We start from the raw sequence: 17,628 nt of genomic DNA on the forward strand, positions 1-17,628 counted from the left end.
CGCCGGTCTCGGCGTCGGGAGTTTGTGTTGGGGACGGGCGGCATGCACGCGGTGGGCGGTGCATGCCCGTGGTGGGCGTTACGCCTGCGGGGCCTCAATCAGGTCAGCTGCGAATGCCGGCGACTGAAAAGGGGCGGCTTCCGCCTTCTTCCGGAACACCCGAGCCGCAAAGTAGTACAGGGGTGCAACGACCACCAGGCCAACAATCCAGGAGAGGTCCACGCCGTTCATCGCGGCGGCAATAGGGCCGGTGAACATCGCTGTTGCGGAGAACGGAACCTGGATCAGTGCGCCGGCAAGATAGGCTCCGATCGCAACCCAGTTGAACCTTCCGTACATCCCGCCGTCGCGCTTGAAGAAGTCTTCAACCCTGTAGTCGCCGTGCCGCAGGAGGTAGTAGTCGACCAGGTTGATGGCCGTCCAGGGAACCAGGACGTACATCAGGAAGGAGAGGAAGTTCGTGTAGAAGAAGATGAAATTGTCGCGGGCGAACAGCGCGATAGAGAGGGCGAGGGTGAACAGGAGCACCGCCGCAATGGTCCGGGTCTTGGCGTGGGGCAACCAGGCCGGCCTGAACGTCTGCCCAATGGTGAGCGTGCACAGGACCCCGCAGTAGAGGTTCATGGCGTTCGACGCTGCAACGCCAAGGCAGAAGATTCCGATGATCACCATGGTCCATGGCCCGAGCATGGCTCCCAGGCTCCCTACTATTTCTACGGTGCTGCCATCGTTGATCAGTGCCAGTGCGAGCGTTCCCACCAGGGCACCCAAGACCATCGGGAAGAGTGTTCCCAAGACGCAGCCTGAGTAGGAGGCCCAGAACGCCGGGGCCGAGCCGGTGCCCTGAGGCATGTAGCGGGAGTAGTCCGAGACATAGGGAGCGTAGGCGAGCTGCCAGAGGGCGGAGACGGAGATCGTGGCCATGAAGCCGACCCAGTTGAAGTTTCCCTGGTCCAGGAAGCTGGCCGGCAATCCGTGGACGGCCAGGATCCAGACGAAGGCCAGCACCAGCGCCAGACCGGCCACGATGCTCAAGATGCGTGCATAGGCGTGGATGAGCCGGTAGCCGAAAATGGTGGCCACGACGCTCACGACGCCAATGACAATGATGCCTGCATCAACACTGATGCCCGGGGTGACTGCGGCCAGCGCTTGGCCGCCAAAGACGAGGTTCGCCGCAAAGAACCCGACGTACATGACCACCACGATGACCACAATCAGCAGCGCCCCGTACGAACCGAACTGGCCGCGGGTCTGAATCATCTGCGCCACGCCCAGCTGCGGGCCTTGGGCCGAATGCAGTGCCATGAAGATGCCACCGACAAGGTTTCCAATGATGATTCCGACGATGGCGGGCACAAAGCTGAGCCCGAACACCGTGGTCGCGAGTCCCCCGGTCACGATGGTCATGATCATGATGTTGGAACCGAACCAGATGGTGAAAAGGTCCCGCGCTTTGCCGTGGCGTTCGTCGGCGGGGATGGGCTGAATGGTCTTGTCTTCGAGCCGGGGCACTTCGGCCGCGACGGCGTGAGTGGGGTGCGTGCTCATGATTCGTTCCGGGAGTTCATGGGAACCTCTTTGTTCTGTCCCGGCGCTTCGTCGGGCACGGGATCTGATGTATCAATCATTCGTGACTTTTGTCACAGTGGAAATCCGGCGATTGAATAGACGCCGTAGACCTGTTCATACATATGTACAAAGCAGGCGCGATGCCCAGCCCTTGCGGGTCAAACGGTGGCGGCTTGCAGCTCTTGGGCGACGTTGGCGGAGGCCTTGCTGCGATTCACCATCAGGGCGAGGAGGTCGAAGACGAGGGTCGCCGCGGCGAGAGTGGTGATGTCTGCGTGGTCGTAGGCCGGAGCGACCTCGACGACGTCGGCGCCCACGATGTTAATGCCGTCCAGTCCGCGGAGCAGCGCCAGCAGTTCGCGGGAGTGGAGCCCGCCCATTTCCGGGGTACCGGTGCCCGGCGCGTAGGCCGGGTCGAGGACATCGATGTCGATGGAGACATAGACCGGGGTGTCGCCCAGCCGCTCCTTGACGCGCTGGATCGCGGCCGGAACCCCGATGACGTCCAGGTCCGAGCAGCGGATGATCTGGAAGCCGAACTCGTGGTCGCGGAGAAAGTCGTTGCGGTCATAAACCGGGCCGCGGATGCCCACGTGCATCGACTTGTCCTCGACGAGGAGGCCCTCTTCGAAGGCCCGGCGGAAGATGGTTCCGTGCGTGACCGGCTGGTCGAAATAGGTGTCCCAGGTGTCCAGGTGTGCGTCGAAGTGGAGCAGGGCCACCGGGCCGTGGACCTTGTTCAAGGCCCGCAGCATCGGGAGCGCGATGGTGTGGTCGCCGCCGATGGAGATGAGCCTCTTGCCGGAGCCTGCCTCGCCGAGGAGCGGGAGCGCCTGCTCCTCGATTTCGCGGACTGCGCGGGAAATGTCGTAGGGGGTGCAGGCGATGTCGCCGGCGTCGACAACCTGGGCTTCGTATACAGGCTCGACGTCGAGCTCCGGGTGGTAGCCGGGGCGCAGGAGCCGCGACGCTTCACGGACAGCGGCCGGACCGAAGCGGGCGCCGGGGCGGAAGGAGGTCCCGCCGTCGAACGGGACACCGACAATCGCAATGTCGTAGTCCGGGACACGGTCGATTTGAGGAAGCCGGGCGAACGTGCCCAGGCCCGCGTAGCGGGGGACTTTTGTTGCGTCGACGGGGCCGATTGGCTTGTGCGTGGTCATGACAGGGATCCTCCAGTTGCTTGGGTTCAGCCGGCCTGGCAGGTTCTTCTCTGAGCTGTGCTTCTGCGCCGGTTGAGGTCTATGCCTTAACTATTAGTGATCGGCGTCACGCGGTACATGCGCCGATTGACTACAAATAACCGAGGGGCTTATACATGTGTATAAGCGGCTTGGGGGTTGCCTCCGGACTCATGAACAGGAACCACACATGGCGATCACCGTGGCCGAACTGCTGGCCGAACCCCAGCTGGGCCTGACCCTTCTGGCGGGCTCCGCAGGCCTGGGCAACCGAGTCACCTGGGCCCACACCTCCGACCTCCCGCGCTTGTGGGAATGGATCACCGGCGGCGAGCTCATGATGACCAACGGCCTCTCCATTCCGGCGGATCCCCAGGGGCAGGTTGAGCTGGCCGAGGCACTGGTCAATGCAGGTGCCAGTGCCCTGGCGATCGGCGCGCAGATGCATGCCCCTGAGCTCCTGCCCCAGTTCCTCGAAGCCTGTGACCGCCTGCCGTTGCCGGTCATCAACATCCCCTACCCGCTGCCGTTCATCGCCATCGCACGTTCGGTCGCCGAGTCTTCATTGCTTGAGGAGTCCCGCAGGCTGCGTCAGACGGCCCGTATTTATGACCTGCTGCGGCTGGCGGGGCCATCTGAGAATCAATGGCTGAGTCTGATCCTGGGCATCGAAGCCGAACTCGACGCCAGCCTCTTCGTGGTTGATCGACGGTGCCTGCATGCCTGGCATCACGGAGGCCAGTCGCTGCCACCGGACCTAAGGCAGCAACTTGAACCGCTGACCAGCAAGTCACCGGTCGCCAGCAAGAAGTTCCAGTGGCACCGTTTGGGGGACAGCCACCTTCTCATGATGGATATTCCGACTCACGCCAATGCGCTTCTGGTGGTGCTGCCGAAATCCGAACCGCACCCGGATGCGGTGGTACTGCTCCATGCGGCCACAGTCCTTGGACTGGAGTTGTCGCGGACGGTGCTGTCCCTCGAGAACCAGCGCCGGCTGGGGGCGGAGTTCCTCTTGCAGGCCTTCGACGGGCGCCTGGGCATCGCCGACATCGAAAGCCGGTTGCCTGAGTTCGGGATTTCGACACGGGAATTCCTCATCATCTCCATGTCGAGCGAGGACGGTGAGCGCCTGGCGGGGATCCACGTTGATCTTTGGCGACACGGCTATCCGACGGCGTGCCAGCGCAGGTTCAATACACTGCACTTGGCTGTCGCCTCAGACTGCACCGACGATCTTCTGAGGCATGCCGTCCCCGTGGACGTGAGGATAGGGATCAGCCGGCCTTCCGCGGCCGCTGGAACGCAGCGAGCTTTGCAGGAATCGATGTGGGCGCTTGGAACGGCATCGAGCACCGGCGAGCGGTTGGTCCGCTATGCCGAGGGACCCTCGTGGCTGGGGCTCACCAGCTATGAAGAAGGTAACGCACTGGTCCAGCGGCTCCTCGGGCCCATTTTCGAATATGAACAGGGCGAAAACGGGGACCTCATCGTCACGCTGAAGACGTTCCTTGACATGCAACGGTCGTGGCAGAAAACGGCGGCGGCCCTGTTCGCGCATCGGCAGACCATCATCTATCGCATCCGGAAAATCAGTGAGCTGACCGGCCTTGATATGACCGAAACCTCCACGCTGGCGCAACTCTGGTTTGCCCTGCAGATCCATGAAGCAATGGACCTCCAAGGCAATCCGCGGCGCCTGCCAACCGCTGAGGTCAACACTCCACGACGTTGACGGCGAGGCCGCCCATCGCGGTCAGGTTGGCGCGACAACTAGGTTGGCTCGATCAGCAGCTTTCTGATCTCGGTGAGCTTGGCTTCGGACTCTTCGAGGCGCTGGCGGAGTCCTTCGACCGTCGCGGTACTGGTGCCTGCCGCATCGACCGACGGTGCGGGATTCTTGGGAGACAGGAAGAAGTTGGCCAGGAAACCGGTGAATGTGCCGAAGATACCGACACCGAGGACAATAATGCCCGACCCGATGACACGGCCCGCATCGGTGACCGGATATTGGTCACCGTATCCGACTGTCGAGATCGTGACGATCGTGTACCAAATGGCGTCCGAGGCGGTTGTGATGTTGGCCCCTGGGGCGTACTGCTCGACGCGGAGCATCGTGAGGCTTCCGAATTCCAGCACGAGAATGCCCATGAGCAGCAGTATGTACAGGGAACTGCCGGCCCGATCCTTGATCAGCGCGCGGCTGATCGTGCGGAGGCCGACATCGCGGAGCAGGCGGTACACCCGGATCAGCCGGAAGATGCGCAGGATCTTGAATTGCGCGACAGGCACGCTGGCCAACAGGTCGGCCCAGCCGAAGTGCTTGAAGAAATAGGCGCCCGCCGATGGCGCGGTGACGATCCGGTAGAGGAAGTCGGCGAGGAAGATCCCACTGAAAATCGCGTTCATCACGGTGAGCACGGTGTCAAGGTATTGGTCCTGCACGACATACAAGAGCAGTAGATTAACGATCGACAGGATCGAAAGGATACCGATGAAGATCTCGTATCCGGTGCTCTTCAGTTCACTGCGTTCCTTGGTCATATGAGGATTCTGGCACGCAAGCAGCTGCGTGGCCGAGACTTTTTCACCCAGGCCTGACGGGAGGCAGCCAGCGCCACGACGTGCGGCGGCACTCAGTGTTCTGTGCGAACGGGAGCCCATCCGCCACTTTCTCGGTTGGTCATTTATCGCCCCGTTTTCGGGCATGAGAAAACCCCTCCTCCCCGACAGAGTCATCGGGAAGGAGGGGTCAGTGGGGCCCCCTGTCGGATTCGAACCGACGACCCCCGCTTTACAAGAGCGGTGCTCTGGCCAACTGAGCTAAGGAGGCATTCCTGCACCCTGACTCCGAACACTGGATTCCAAAACACTGGATTCCAAAAATGGATTCAAAACACCAGACCCAAAATGGGGCAGATATCAGGACGCTAGACAAGATTAGCCCACCGACGCCCGGTGAGAAAAACGCGCAACGCCCCTCGCCAAAAGATATGGCCCGGCCCCGGAGCGATCCGGGGCCGGGCCATCAACTGCGGGCCTTCAACGGCATCAGTGCCGTGGACGGTTACTTCTTGGCGTCGACCGCGGCCTGCAGGTACTGGTCGAACGGGGTCTTGGCGCTGTCGCCCGTGCCATACTGCTTGCCGTCGACGAACACGGTGGGCGTGCCGGTCACGCCGATCACCGCGGCTTCCTGGGTGGTGTGCTTAACCCAAGGGCGGTACGTCTTGTCGTCCACGCACGTGTCGATGCTCTTGGCCCCGATGTCGGTGGCCATCTTCTTCAGCTCGTTGTCGGACAGACCTGCGCTGCCTTCGGCCGGTTGCTTCGCGAACAGCAGGTCGACGAAGTCGGAGTACTTCTCCGGGGATTCATTCACCACGCAGGCTGCGGCGTTGGCCGCGCGCGAGGAGTAGTTGGTGCTGGACCGGCTGTCGAGGAAGCCCAGCGGGCGGTATTCCACCATAATCTTGCCGTCATTGCGCTGCTTGGTGAGGGTGTCGTTGTACTTCGCCTCGAAGTCCTTGCAGACGGGGCAGATGAAGTCGATATAGAGGACCACCTTGACCGGCTTGCCTGCCTCAGCCTCGGCGCCCGGCGCCTTGACCGGAGACGGCGGCGTGGCCGGCGCGGGCGGCAGGTCGGACAGCTTCACGGTCGCGGGATCGGTCTTGGCAACCCCGGTGTTCGCCAGCAGGGTTACGCCGCCGTGGATGTTGCCGTTGGCCGGAGTGGGCCCCTCGTCGGCCACCGGGGCGTTGTTCTTGATGTTGGTAGTGACAACCAGCGCCACGATCACGATGATGGCGACGACGGCGGCAACAATGCCCCAGCCGATCAGCAGCTTGTTGCGCTTCTCTTTTTTCAGCTGCGCCTCGCGGATCTCACGGGCTTTCTCGCGCGCCGCGGCAGTGCGCTCTGCCTTAGACTGTCGGGGTTCGTTTGCGGGGCTCATTGGTTCCTCGGGTCGTTCGGCCAGGGACGGTCCACTCAGTGGCAACTTCATCATTTTAGGGGAGAAACCCGAGAACTTGCGCTTTCAAGTTTCCCTTCCGACTGCCCAACGGACGAATAGCCCGGAAGATTCCGTGCGGCTAGGGTTGATGGAGAGCCACGAGCGGACCCCAGGGGGCACCAATGGAAGCAAAGGACAGCGCCGGCCACGGCGGGCAAGACACCACTGAAGCGGCGCGGACGGCCACCGACGGCGCCGCCACAGGTGCCGAGGCAGGGGACCAGTTCGACTTCATGGTGGTCTCCAACCGGCTGCCCGTTGACCGCTGTTCAGCGGACGAACCCGGCTGCGAGGACGGCTGGCGGCGCTCCCCCGGCGGACTCGTGACAGCGCTGGCCCCGATGATGACCAAGACCGACGGCGCCTGGGTGGGCTGGCACGGCGCCCCCGATGAGACCGTGAAGCCTTTCAGTCACGGCGGCATTGACCTGATCCCGGTGCAGCTGAGCACGGACGACATCGAGCTTTTCTACGAGGGCTTTTCCAACGCCACCTTGTGGCCGCTCTACCACGACGTGATCGCCCCGCCGGAGTTCCACCGCACCTGGTGGGACTCCTACCGGAAGGTCAACCGGAGGTTCGCCGACGCCGTCATCCGCCATGCGGCCGAGGGCGCCACCGTCTGGGTGCAGGACTACCAGCTCCAGCTGGTTCCAAAGCTGCTCCGGGAGGCCCGGCCGGACCTGAAGATCGGATTCTTCAACCACATCCCGTTCCCGCCGCCGGAGATCTTCGCGCAGCTCCCGTGGCGCCGTGCGATCATCGACGGCCTGCTGGGCGCGGACCTGGTGGGCTTCCAGCGCAGCAGCGACGCCGGAAACTTCATGCGCTCCGCCCGGCGCTTCCTCGGCGCCAGCGTCAAGCAGCAACAGGTCCATGTCAGGGGCAACGACGGCGACACCACCCACATCGCCAGGGCGCAGGCATTCCCTATCTCCATTGACGTCAAGCAGATCAGCGAGCTGGCGAAGAAGCCGGAAGTCATTGAGCGCGCGCAACAGATCCGCCGGGACCTCGGCAACCCCAAGACCATCCTGCTCGGCGTGGACCGGCTCGACTACACCAAGGGCATCCGCCACCGGCTCAAGGCCTACGAGGAACTGCTGCAGGACGGCAAGGTCACCGTGGAGGACGCGACCCTGATCCAGGTGGCCAGCCCCAGCCGGGAACGCGTGGAACAGTACCGCCTGCTCCGCGAGGAGGTCGAGGGCACGGTGGGCCACATCAACGGCACCTTCGACACCATGGAGAACACGGCCGTCCGCTACCTGCACCACAGTTACCCCATCGAGGAAATGGTGTCGCTGTACCTGGCCGCGGACGTCATGCTGGTCACAGCCTTGCGCGACGGCATGAACCTCGTGGCCAAGGAATACGTCACTGCCCGGACAAACAACGACGGCGCGCTGGTGCTGAGTGAGTTTGCCGGCGCCGCCGACCAGCTCAAGCAGGCCCTGCTGATGAACCCGCACGACATCGACGGTCTCAAGGACACCATCATGAAGGCCGTCAACATGCAGCCGGCCGAGGCATCACGCCGCATGCGGGCCATGCGCAAGCAGATCCTGGACCACGACGTCGACCTCTGGTCCTCCGACTTCCTGAACGCCCTCGCCGAAAAGGTTGTACGCGATGACTCCTGACGCCACCGGCACCAACGATTCAGGCACCTACGATTCAGGCGCCAACAATTCGGACACCGCGCCGCTCTCGCTCTCCCCTGAACTGCTGGCGGCGGTGCGCCGCGTCGCCGGCACCGAGCACCTGCTCGTGGCGATGGACTTCGACGGCACCATGGCACCGCTCGTGGATCATGCGGGCGACTCCCGTGCGCTCCCGCGCTCCGCGGCCGCCTTCAGGGGACTGGCGGAACTTCCCCGGACGACGACGGCGCTCATCTCCGGCCGCGCGCTGGACAGCCTGCGTGCCGTCGCCTTCCCGCCGGAGAACACGCTGCTGATCGGCAGCCACGGCGCCGAAGTCTGGATGGGGCCGGGCTCCTCCCAACTGCTGCTCGACGACGCCCAGCGGGAACTGTTGGCCGACGTCCGCAAGGAGCTTGAGGGGATCGTGGAGCAGGCCCCCGGGACCCTCCTGGAGGACAAGCCGGCCGGCGTCGTCCTGCACACGCGACTCGCGGCCGCCGACGTCGCCGAGGACGCCGTCGCCGCGGCGCGGGCAGTCCTGCAGGACCGCGGCGGAGTGTTCTTGAAAACCGGACACCGGGTCCTGGAAGCTTCCGTGGTCAACGCCTCCAAGGGGGAGGGCATTGCCTTCCTGCGGCAGGCCGCCGGAGCCACGGCCGTGGTCTTCGCCGGAGACGACACCACCGACGAGGACGCCCTGGCCAGCCTCGTCCCGGGCGATCTCGGCGTAAAAGTGGGGCTCGATTTCACCCAGGCCGAGTTCCGGGTGGAGGCGCCGGTCCACATCTGCGAACTGCTCGAAGCCCTCTTGCGGGAGCGGACGCGCGCAGTCGCGCACTAAGAGGCCGGGCATCAGGAAACACCGGGAAACGCAGCCGCGACAGCGCCCAAGTGGGCAGCATCACCTGTGACATCCGTAACATTTTCGCCCAAATGCCATAAATCTGACATACTCTGTATGTGATGTGGCGCACAACTACCGTGCGGCGTCATTGGATACTCCTCGGCTTCGGCCGAGGAGTATGCGCATGAGATCCCAAAATTGAATTAACAACTGCATAAAACGACCATTCACTACGGATCGTCCGGCACGTACCTGCCGGTGAAGGGATTGATAACTGTGGCTACAGTTACTTTTGACAACGCAACACGCCTGTACCCGGGCACCGATAAGCCCGCTGTTGACAAGCTCAACATCGATATCGCCGATGGCGAATTCCTGGTCCTCGTTGGACCCTCCGGCTGCGGAAAGTCGACCTCCCTGCGCATGCTTGCAGGTCTTGAGGACGTCAACTCCGGCCGCATCCTCATTGGCGACCGTGATGTCACGGACGTTCCGCCGAAGGATCGCGACATCGCCATGGTGTTCCAGAACTACGCCCTGTACCCGCACATGACCGTGGCGGACAACATGGGCTTCGCGCTGAAGATCGCCGGCGTCAGCAAGGAAGAGCGCGCCGAGCGCGTCCGTGAGGCTGCCAAGCTGCTCGACCTCGAACCGTACCTGGACCGCAAGCCGAAGGCCCTCTCCGGCGGCCAGCGCCAGCGCGTTGCCATGGGCCGCGCGATTGTGCGTAACCCGCAGGTCTTCCTCATGGATGAGCCGCTGTCCAACCTTGACGCCAAGCTGCGCGTGCAGACCCGCACCCAGATCGCGTCCCTGACCCGCCGCCTCGGCGTCACCACGGTCTACGTGACCCACGACCAGGTCGAGGCCATGACCATGGGTGACCGCGTCGCCGTACTGAAGGACGGCCTGCTGATGCAGGTCGACACCCCGCGCAACCTCTACGACAAGCCGAAGAACGTCTTCGTGGCTGGCTTCATCGGCTCCCCCGCCATGAACCTGCTCGAACTTCCCGTCGTCGACGGCGGCGTGCAGTTCGGCGGGACCGTCTACCCGGTACCGCGCGACGTCCTCGAAGAGGCCCACGGCCAGACCGTGACCCTCGGCTCCCGCCCGGAAGACCTTGAGACTGTTGCCCAGGGCGAAGGTCTCCAGGTCGAGGTCGACGTCGTCGAAGAACTCGGCGCCGACGCCTACGTCTACGGCCACACCACGCTGGACGGCCAGAGCCACGACATCGTGGCCCGCGTCGACGGCCGTCGCCCCCCGATGAAGGGCGAGTCCATCTGGGTCCGCCCGCAGTCAGGCCACGTACACCTGTTCGACACCAAGACCGGCCTGCGCCTCGGCGACTAGCCCCACCGGCTCCCTAACCTCGCTCCGCTTCGGCCAGGGAACCCTGCCGGCGTGGGCCCAGGTGCAAACGACGGCGGTCCTCCCCAGTGGAGGGCCGCCGTCGGGCGTTAACCGCCCCGCTTTAGGTGCGGCCCTGCAAATACGGAAGAATTGATTCATGACCGAGGAAAACGCATGACCGAGGAAAACAGCGCCCAGTGGCACGACGAGCCCACTGACTACGGTCAGATCGGAAAATTGCCCCGGTACGAAGCCGCCAGCGCCAATGATGAAAAGGCCTCGATGGTGTCCAGTTCGCTGAGCATCACGGCCGCCGCCACCGAGCCCGAGCTCCTGGACCTGCCCTGGCACATTGCCCTCGAGGACTGGCCGGCAGAGTATTTGGCAGCGCTCCCCCGCGGTATCTCGCGGCACATCGTGCGCTTCGCCCACCTCGGCGGCTCCGTCATCGCCATCAAGGAAACCTCGGAGCACGTGGCCCGCCACGAGTACCACATGCTCCGCAAGCTCGCCCGGCTGGACGTTCCCGGCGTGGAGCCGGTGGCCGTCATTACCGGGCGCACCACCCCGGAGGGCCGGGCGCTGAACCCCGTGCTGGTCACCCGGCACCTGAAGTTCTCCATGCCCTACCGCGCGCTCTTCTCCCAGATGCTGCGCAAGGACACCCTGACCCGCCTCATCGACGCCCAGGCGCTGCTGCTGGTCCGGCTCCACCTGATCGGCTTCTACTGGGGCGACGTCTCCCTCTCCAACACCTTGTTCCGCCGCGACGCCGGCGCCTTTGCCGCCTACCTCGTAGACGCCGAGACCGGCGAGCTGTACCCGGATTTGTCCACCGGCCAGCGCGAGTACGACCTCGAAATCGCCCGCGTCAACATCGCCGGCGAACTCATGGACCTGCTCGACGGCGGCCTGATCGAGGAGAAGGTGGACCCGGTGGCCACCAGCGAGCTGATCATGGACAGCTACCGGCGGTTGTGGACCGAGCTGACGGCGAAGGAGTCGTTTGAGATCGGCGAACGCTGGCGCGTGGCGGCCCGCATCCGGCGACTCAACGAGCTGGGGTTCGACGTCGAGGAATACGCCATCAAGACCACGCAGAACGGCTCCACCATCCAGCTCCAGCCCAAGGTCGTCGACGCCGGGCATCACCAGCGCCGGCTGCTGCGTCTGACCGGCCTGGACGCCCAGGAAAACCAGGCCCGCCGCCTCCTGAACGACATGGACTCGTTCCGGGCGGATAACAACCCCGGCATGGACGAGGAATACAGCGCGCACCTTTGGGTCAGCCAGATCTTCGAGCCGATCGTGCGGGCCATCCCCCGCGATCTCTCCGGCAAGCTCGAGCCGGCCGAGGCGGTCCACGAGGTCCTGGAGCACCGCTGGTACATGTCCGAGAAGGAGAACCGGCACATCCCGCTGGCCGAGGCCGTCCAGTCCTACATCGACAACGAGCTCCGCCACCGCCGGGACGAGGCTGCCATCATGCTCAACCCGGACACGGGGTTGCTCAAGATCCTCGAGGTGGAGACCGAGGAATCACGCTACGGCGCCGACGAATCGATCGACGAATACCCCGACTCCGACGACTGAGCTTCGCCGGGCGCGTTGTGGCACGCCTGGTCTAAATCGCTTCAGCTAAATCGCCTTGCCGGGGTTCAGGATCCCGGCCGGGTCGAACAGTTCCTTGATCCGGCGCTGCAGTTCACGCACGGGTTCCTTCTGCTCCAGGCCCAGCCAGCGCAGCTTGTACTGCCCGATCCCGTGTTCGCCCGTGATGGTGCCGCCCATGGCCAGGGCCACGGCAATGGACCTGTCCAATGCGGCGCCGAGGCGGGCCATGGCATCGGGGTCCACGGCATTGTCCGCCCGGTCGATCCAGAAGGTGGGGTGCAGGTTGCCGTCGCCGGCATGTGCCACGACTTTGAGCTGGACCCGGTGCTCCGCCGCCATGGCCTCGAGCTCGGCCACGTAGTCCACCAGGCGCGAGCGCGGCACAGCCACGTCCTCGCCGACCCGGTATTCGTCGTCCACCTCGGTGCCGCGGCTGTTGCGGCGCAGCTCGACAAGCTGCTCTGCCTCCGCGTTGGCCTCCATGGTCACCACCGCTCCCCCCGCCGCCAGGACCGGGCGGATGGCCGCGGCTTCCGCCGCCGCGCCGAAGCCGTCGGTCTGGATCAGCAGCAGGGACGCCCCGCGGGCGGCCAGGTCGGAGCCGTGGATGTCGTCGAGCTGGGCGAGCGAGCCGCCGTCGAGCAGTTCCATGATGGCCGGCTGCACACGGGCCCTGCCCACGGCGAGGACGCCGGCCGCGGCGCTGCGGAAGTCCGGGTAGAAGGCGGCGATGGTGTGTACCTCGCGCGGCAGGTATTTCAGCCGGACGGTGACACCGACCACGATCCCCAGCGTCCCCTCCGAGCCGACGAACAGCCCGGTGAGGTCGTAGCCGGCGACGCCCTTGAAGGTCTGGTGGCCGGTGTGGATGAGGGAGCCGTCCGCGAGCACGACATCGAGGGCCAGGACCGAGTCCCGGGTCACCCCGTACTTCGCGCAGCGCAGCCCGCCCGCATTCGTGGCCACGTTGCCGCCGATGGTGGACATCTTGAAGCTCGCAGGATCCGGCGCGAACATCAGCCCGTGCTCGGCGGCGGCCGCGTTGAGGTCCGCGTTGATGACCCCGGGCTCCACGACGGCGGTCTCGTCATCCGGGTTGAGCTCCAGGATGCGGTTCATCCCCTCGAGCGTGAGCACCACGCAGCCCTCGCTCGCGTGGGCGCCCCCGGAGACTCCGGTGCCGGCCCCGCGCGCCACGAGCGCGACGCCGCGGGCGGCGCAGGCACGCACCGTTGCCTGCACGTCGGCCACGGATTCGGCCCGGATCACGGCCAGCGGGAGCTGATAATCCAGCACGGGAGCCTGGTCCACGGCATAGGCGGCCAGCGTGGCGGCGTCCACGGCAATTTTCGCCGCGCCAAGGGAAGAAGTCAGCTCATCGATGATGCTGCGCATGCGGTCTCCAGTCCGGTCGAATTCAAATCCCAGTCTAAGGCTGCGCATTGTCGGTGATGCGTCTCACAGTTGCAAGCGCTTCCAAAACCGTGGCGGATAGTTCCATCGGCGCTCGAAAGTACCTCTAGAAAAATGACTGGAAGCGTTTTCACTTTTTCGCCTCGGAGCCTTACGATTGCCGTCATGTCCGTTGATTCAGTTCTTTTCTCCCCCGCCGCGCTGGCCGGCCCCCTGACGGGTCCGCTGACCCCGGTGCACGCCGCAGACCACATTCCCGGGTGGTGGCGCTCTGCGGTCATCTACCAGGTTTACCCGCGTTCGTTCCGGGACCTGAACGGCGACGGGATCGGCGATCTCGCCGGTATCACTGCCGAACTGCCGCGCCTTGCCGAACTGGACATCGACGCCGTCTGGCTGTCCCCGTTCTACCGCTCTCCGCAGCGTGACGCCGGCTACGACGTCAGTGACTACTGCGACGTCGATCCCTTGTTCGGCACGCTGGACGATTTCGCCGCCATGATGGCCGAGGCCACCCGGCTGGGGATGCGGATGATCGTGGACCTCGTGCCCAACCACTGCTCGGACCAGCACCCGGCCTTCCAAGCCGCCCTGACCTCGCCCGCCGGCAGCCCGGAGCGGGACATGTTCATCTTCCGCGACGGTCGTGGAGCATTCGGCGAGGAACCGCCGAACAACTGGCAGTCCCACTTTGGCGGTTCAGCCTGGACCCGGATCACCGAACCGGACGGCGCCCCTGGCCAGTGGTACCTGCACCTCTTCGACTCCTCCCAGCCGGACTTCAACTGGGACAACCGCGCCGTCCATGACGAATTCGAGCGGGTCCTGCGCTTCTGGTTGGACCGCGGCGTCTCCGGTTTCCGGGTGGACGTGGCGCACGCCCTCGTGAAGGCCCCCGGCCTGCCGGAGTGGGGCGGCCGCGCCGACGGCAGCAGCTCCGACGGCTTCCCCGGACACGACGCTCCGATGTTTGGCCAGCCTGCCCTCCATGACATCTACCGCCAGTGGCGGCGGATTCTCGCCGAGTACGGCCCCGACCGGATCCTCTGCGCCGAGGCAAACGTCGACCCGCTCCCCCGGCTCGCCGACTGGGTGCGCCCGGACGAAATGCACCAGGCCTTCAACTTTCCCTACCTCCACGCGGGCCTGGACGTGCACCGCATGCGCCACGTCATCACCGAGTCGCTGACGTCGCTGGACGCCGTCGCCGCTCCCAGCACCTGGGTGCTCTCCAACCACGACGTCGTCCGCCACGCCACGCGCTTCGGGTACAACGGGCAGGCGCCGCGCGACGGTGACGGAATCGGCACCTGGGATCCGCAGCCGGACGAGGACCTCGGACGGTCCCGGGCGGCCGCGGCGTCCATGTTCATGCTGGGACTGCCCGGCGGGGCTTACCTCTACCAGGGTGAAGAGCTCGGCCTCCCGGACGGGATCGACATCCCGGACACCCAGCGGCAGGATCCCACTTTCGCCCGCACCGGCGGCGCGCGGCTGGGCCGCGACGGCTGCCGTGTCCCGCTGCCCTGGCGGGCCGGGGAACGCCACGCGGGATTCGGCCACGGGCGGGACCCCTGGCTGCCGCAGCCGGAAAGCTTCGCGCGGCTGGCACGGGATGTGCAGGCGGCTTCGCCGTCGTCGCACCTGAGCCTCTACAAGCGCATGCTGGAGCTGCGCCGCCGGCTGGACCTTGGCCGCGGCTCACTGTCCTGGTACGAGGACCTTTGCACGGACTCGAGCCTTGCCTTCCTCAACGGTTCCACGCTGGTGCTGCTGAATGTGGGGTCCGAACCGCTGGAACTGCCCGCCGGGCGGGTGCTGCTGCGCAGTTCAACGCCCCCGGAGGCTGGCTACGACGCCGTGGACGTGGCCAGCGCCGGCGATCCGTTAAGCTCAGGTGAAACTGTTTGGTTGGAAATCTACATCGAGGACACGGAGGGGTAGGCATGCCCGGCATCAAGGACGTCGCGGAACGGGCCGGCCTCTCCGTCGCTACCGTTTCGCGCGCCTTGAGCGGCAAGGGCAATGTCTCCCCGCGCAGCAAGGAGCGTGCCCGGACCGCCGCCGCCGAGCTCGGTTTCGTCGTGTCGTATCAGGCCTCCAGCCTGGCCTCCGGGCGGAACCACAATGTCGGCCTTGTTGTCCCTTCGGTCCACCGGTGGTTTTTTTCATCAGTGGTCGAAGGTGTCTCGGCGACCCTGCTGGATGCCGGCTACGACCTCACGCTGTACAACGTCAGCGAGGGCCGGGAGCGCCGCCACAGTGTGCTGAACGACTTCCTGCTCCGCAAACGCGTGGATGCCGTGATCGCCGTGTCCCTGGAGCTCTCCGAGGCCGAGATCGACCAGCTGCTGGCCATCCACCGCCCGATCGTCGGGATCGGCGGCCCGCTGCCCGGGGCGTCGACTATCCGCATCGATGACTCCGGCATCGCGGAGGCCGCGGCCCGCCACCTTATCCAGCTTGGCCACAGCAAGATCGCCCACATGACCGGCGATGCCGCCTATGAACAGGATTTCCGCCTTCCGGGGACGCGCCAGGCGGGCTTCAAGAAGGCCATGCGGGACGCCGGGCTGGCTCTCCGGCCGGAGTGGCAGGTCTCCGCTGATTTCACGATCCAGGGCGCCTATGCGAACGCCCGTAAGCTGCTGGGCAGCTCACCGGAACGCCCGACGGCCGTCTTTGCCGCGTCCGACGAGATGGCGATTGGCACAATCCTTGCCGCCCGGGATTTCGGCCTGCGGGTGCCGCAGGACCTCTCTGTCATTGGCATCGACGGCCATGAGCTTGGTGAGGTCTTCGGGTTGACCACGTTCGATCAGGACGCGCGGGGCCAGGGCGCGCTGGCCGTTCGGCGTTTGCTGGCCAGGTTCGACGGCGCCGGAGACACGGCGGCCGCGCACACCGAATACCCCACGCGCTTTGTCATCCGCTCCAGCACCGCAGTTCCGCCCCTTGAGCAGGGGCCGATCCGCTAGTTGCCTGCCAATTTCTCCGTGGAGGCGTTCCTGCCCAGTTCCTGGCCCCATCGCCTGGCTGTCCGCGCAGAACTGCCCGGAAAACCGGGAAGCCCGGGGGTTCGCCGGCCCGGTCCTCGAAGCAACTGGGAAGGAACGCCTCGATGCAGCCCACAGGCCAGCAGGCTCAGGCGCCGACGCCGACGCCGACGCCGACGCCGCCCATGAACCGAACGAACCGGTCCAAGACTCCGGGCCAGCCGGCCGCATAGTCGGCCCGGGTCGCCGCGGGGTCCTCGGCCCCTTCCCAGCCGCTGTGAACCAGGCGGAGCTCTGTTCCCTCGCCTACTGCCCTAAATGCCACCCGGAGCTCGGTGGACCACATGGCGGTGGTCCCGGGGTGCCAGCTGGCGTGGAAGGACAGCGGGGGCTGCCAGTCGTCAATGGATCCCCAGACGGCCGTCCTGCCATCATCCGCGGTCTCCATGATCAGGTTCTCCTCGAACTCAACGTAGGAGCCGACGCCAAAGACGCTGTGGTCCTCAAGCGGCCACCAGAGGTGCGTATGTTCCGTGAACCCCACGAAGGCCCCGGCCACGGCGCCGGGCACTACCACCGTGAATACGACCGGCTCCAGGCCGTCTGCTGCCTCCGGTTCGCGGCCATCAGTCGGGTCAACGGGAGCGTGGCTGAAGAGGTTATCCATGGGCATTTACTCTACCCGCGCACGTCCCTGCGAGACGCTCCCTCACGTATGACCGGCACTGTCCAGACGCTGCCTCACGTCTTGCGGGGGCGTCCCCCGGGAACCTGCAGGAGGTGAGGGAGCGTCCGGGGGTGGGAAAGTAGCTTAAATGCGGGAGGACCCCCAACGTGGTTGGGGGTCCTCGACCTGAATGGTGTTCCGGCGGTGACCTACTCTCCCACACCCTCCCGGGTGCAGTACCATCGGCGCTGTGGGTCTTAGCTTCCGGGTTCGGGATGGGACCGGGCGTTTCCCCCACGCTATGACCGCCGTAACCCT

The 17,628-nt window shown here is 65.3% G+C and carries 13 protein-coding genes, 1 tRNA gene and 1 rRNA gene; 7 read left to right on the forward strand and 8 right to left on the reverse strand.

The genetic code is table 11. The features are described 5' to 3' along the window. Positions 1–78: 78 nt before the first annotated feature. Together BLS42_RS15810 and speB are read right to left on the reverse strand one after the other, a co-directional pair. Positions 79–1,551, reverse strand: coding sequence for a purine-cytosine permease family protein (locus BLS42_RS15810; RefSeq protein ID WP_090582828.1), 1,473 nt, complete (start codon positions 1,549–1,551; stop codon positions 79–81). A 179-nt stretch (positions 1,552–1,730) separates the two neighbouring features. Continuing rightward, positions 1,731–2,735 (reverse strand): agmatinase, encoded by a 1,005-nt coding sequence (speB, locus tag BLS42_RS15815; RefSeq protein WP_090582830.1) that lies wholly within the window; start codon positions 2,733–2,735, stop codon positions 1,731–1,733. 208 nt (positions 2,736–2,943) lie between these two features. On the opposite strand from speB, the gene BLS42_RS15820 reads away from it, so the two are divergent. Continuing rightward, complete coding sequence (locus BLS42_RS15820) at positions 2,944–4,488, forward strand: PucR family transcriptional regulator (RefSeq protein ID WP_090582832.1); 1,545 nt, start codon at positions 2,944–2,946, stop codon at positions 4,486–4,488. Between the two features lie 38 nt (positions 4,489–4,526). Here BLS42_RS15820 and BLS42_RS15825 read toward each other — a convergent pair whose 3' ends face one another. The 3 genes from BLS42_RS15825 to BLS42_RS15835 form a co-directional block, all read right to left on the reverse strand. Further along, positions 4,527–5,297, reverse strand: coding sequence for an ion transporter (locus BLS42_RS15825; RefSeq protein ID WP_090582834.1), 771 nt, complete (start codon positions 5,295–5,297; stop codon positions 4,527–4,529). Between the two features lie 212 nt (positions 5,298–5,509). After that, positions 5,510–5,586 (reverse strand) — tRNA-Thr (locus tag BLS42_RS15830). Between the two features lie 234 nt (positions 5,587–5,820). Further along, on the reverse strand, positions 5,821–6,711 hold the full coding sequence (locus tag BLS42_RS15835) for a DsbA family protein (protein WP_090582836.1): 891 nt from the start codon (positions 6,709–6,711) through the stop codon (positions 5,821–5,823). Positions 6,712–7,004: 293 nt separating this feature from the next. Here BLS42_RS15835 and BLS42_RS15840 point away from each other — a divergent pair, with 293 nt between their 5' ends. From BLS42_RS15840 to BLS42_RS15855, 4 genes are all read left to right on the forward strand, one after another. Continuing rightward, positions 7,005–8,414, forward strand: a complete 1,410-nt coding sequence (locus BLS42_RS15840; protein WP_256336505.1) for an alpha,alpha-trehalose-phosphate synthase (UDP-forming) — start codon at positions 7,005–7,007, stop codon at positions 8,412–8,414. Then, positions 8,404–9,258, forward strand: a complete 855-nt coding sequence (otsB, locus tag BLS42_RS15845; RefSeq protein ID WP_256336503.1) for a trehalose-phosphatase — start codon at positions 8,404–8,406, stop codon at positions 9,256–9,258. The genes BLS42_RS15840 and otsB overlap by 11 nt, the downstream gene beginning before the upstream one ends. A gap of 279 nt (positions 9,259–9,537) precedes the next feature. After that, positions 9,538–10,620 carry an ABC transporter ATP-binding protein gene (locus tag BLS42_RS15850; protein WP_090582840.1) on the forward strand — a complete coding sequence of 361 codons (1,083 nt, stop codon included), beginning with the start codon at positions 9,538–9,540 and terminating at the stop codon, positions 10,618–10,620. Positions 10,621–10,794: 174 nt separating this feature from the next. Then, entirely contained in the window at positions 10,795–12,213 is a 1,419-nt protein-coding gene (locus BLS42_RS15855) for a DUF4032 domain-containing protein (RefSeq protein ID WP_090582842.1), read from the forward strand. Between the two features lie 45 nt (positions 12,214–12,258). Here BLS42_RS15855 and BLS42_RS15860 read toward each other — a convergent pair whose 3' ends face one another. Then, positions 12,259–13,629 carry an FAD-binding oxidoreductase gene (locus BLS42_RS15860; RefSeq protein WP_090582844.1) on the reverse strand — a complete coding sequence of 457 codons (1,371 nt, stop codon included), beginning with the start codon at positions 13,627–13,629 and terminating at the stop codon, positions 12,259–12,261. A 183-nt stretch (positions 13,630–13,812) separates the two neighbouring features. Here BLS42_RS15860 and BLS42_RS15865 point away from each other — a divergent pair, with 183 nt between their 5' ends. Together BLS42_RS15865 and BLS42_RS15870 are read left to right on the forward strand one after the other, a co-directional pair. Continuing rightward, positions 13,813–15,591 (forward strand): glycoside hydrolase family 13 protein, encoded by a 1,779-nt coding sequence (locus tag BLS42_RS15865; RefSeq protein ID WP_090582845.1) that lies wholly within the window; start codon positions 13,813–13,815, stop codon positions 15,589–15,591. Positions 15,592–15,593: 2 nt separating this feature from the next. Beyond that, a complete protein-coding gene (locus BLS42_RS15870; protein ID WP_090582848.1) occupies positions 15,594–16,625 on the forward strand; it encodes a LacI family DNA-binding transcriptional regulator in 1,032 nt (343 codons plus the stop codon). 166 nt (positions 16,626–16,791) lie between these two features. Here the strand turns inward: BLS42_RS15870 and BLS42_RS15875 are convergent, their stop codons facing one another. Together BLS42_RS15875 and rrf are read right to left on the reverse strand one after the other, a co-directional pair. Next, positions 16,792–17,310 carry an SRPBCC domain-containing protein gene (locus BLS42_RS15875; RefSeq protein WP_090582872.1) on the reverse strand — a complete coding sequence of 173 codons (519 nt, stop codon included), beginning with the start codon at positions 17,308–17,310 and terminating at the stop codon, positions 16,792–16,794. A gap of 196 nt (positions 17,311–17,506) precedes the next feature. Further along, a 5S ribosomal RNA gene (gene rrf / locus BLS42_RS15880) occupies positions 17,507–17,623 on the reverse strand. Positions 17,624–17,628: the final 5 nt, after the last annotated feature.

It is taken from the genome of Arthrobacter sp. ov407 (assembly GCF_900102895.1).
Classification (GTDB): domain Bacteria; phylum Actinomycetota; class Actinomycetes; order Actinomycetales; family Micrococcaceae; genus Arthrobacter.

What these genes read in the sequence shown, in the direction of transcription:
- BLS42_RS15810 (WP_090582828.1), bottom strand. Translation starts at nt 1,551, where the DNA reads ATGAGCACGCACCCCACTCACGCCGTCGCGGCCGAAGTGCCCCGGCTC.
- speB (WP_090582830.1), bottom strand. Translation starts at nt 2,735, where the DNA reads ATGACCACGCACAAGCCAATCGGCCCCGTCGACGCAACAAAAGTCCCC.
- BLS42_RS15820 (WP_090582832.1), top strand. Translation starts at nt 2,944, where the DNA reads ATGGCGATCACCGTGGCCGAACTGCTGGCCGAACCCCAGCTGGGCCTG.
- BLS42_RS15825 (WP_090582834.1), bottom strand. Translation starts at nt 5,297, where the DNA reads ATGACCAAGGAACGCAGTGAACTGAAGAGCACCGGATACGAGATCTTC.
- BLS42_RS15835 (WP_090582836.1), bottom strand. Translation starts at nt 6,711, where the DNA reads ATGAGCCCCGCAAACGAACCCCGACAGTCTAAGGCAGAGCGCACTGCC.
- BLS42_RS15840 (WP_256336505.1), top strand. Translation starts at nt 7,005, where the DNA reads ATGGTGGTCTCCAACCGGCTGCCCGTTGACCGCTGTTCAGCGGACGAA.
- otsB (WP_256336503.1), top strand. Translation starts at nt 8,404, where the DNA reads ATGACTCCTGACGCCACCGGCACCAACGATTCAGGCACCTACGATTCA.
- BLS42_RS15855 (WP_090582842.1), top strand. Translation starts at nt 10,795, where the DNA reads ATGACCGAGGAAAACAGCGCCCAGTGGCACGACGAGCCCACTGACTAC.
- BLS42_RS15860 (WP_090582844.1), bottom strand. Translation starts at nt 13,629, where the DNA reads ATGCGCAGCATCATCGATGAGCTGACTTCTTCCCTTGGCGCGGCGAAA.
- BLS42_RS15865 (WP_090582845.1), top strand. Translation starts at nt 13,813, where the DNA reads ATGTCCGTTGATTCAGTTCTTTTCTCCCCCGCCGCGCTGGCCGGCCCC.
- BLS42_RS15870 (WP_090582848.1), top strand. Translation starts at nt 15,594, where the DNA reads ATGCCCGGCATCAAGGACGTCGCGGAACGGGCCGGCCTCTCCGTCGCT.
- BLS42_RS15875 (WP_090582872.1), bottom strand. Translation starts at nt 17,310, where the DNA reads ATGGATAACCTCTTCAGCCACGCTCCCGTTGACCCGACTGATGGCCGC.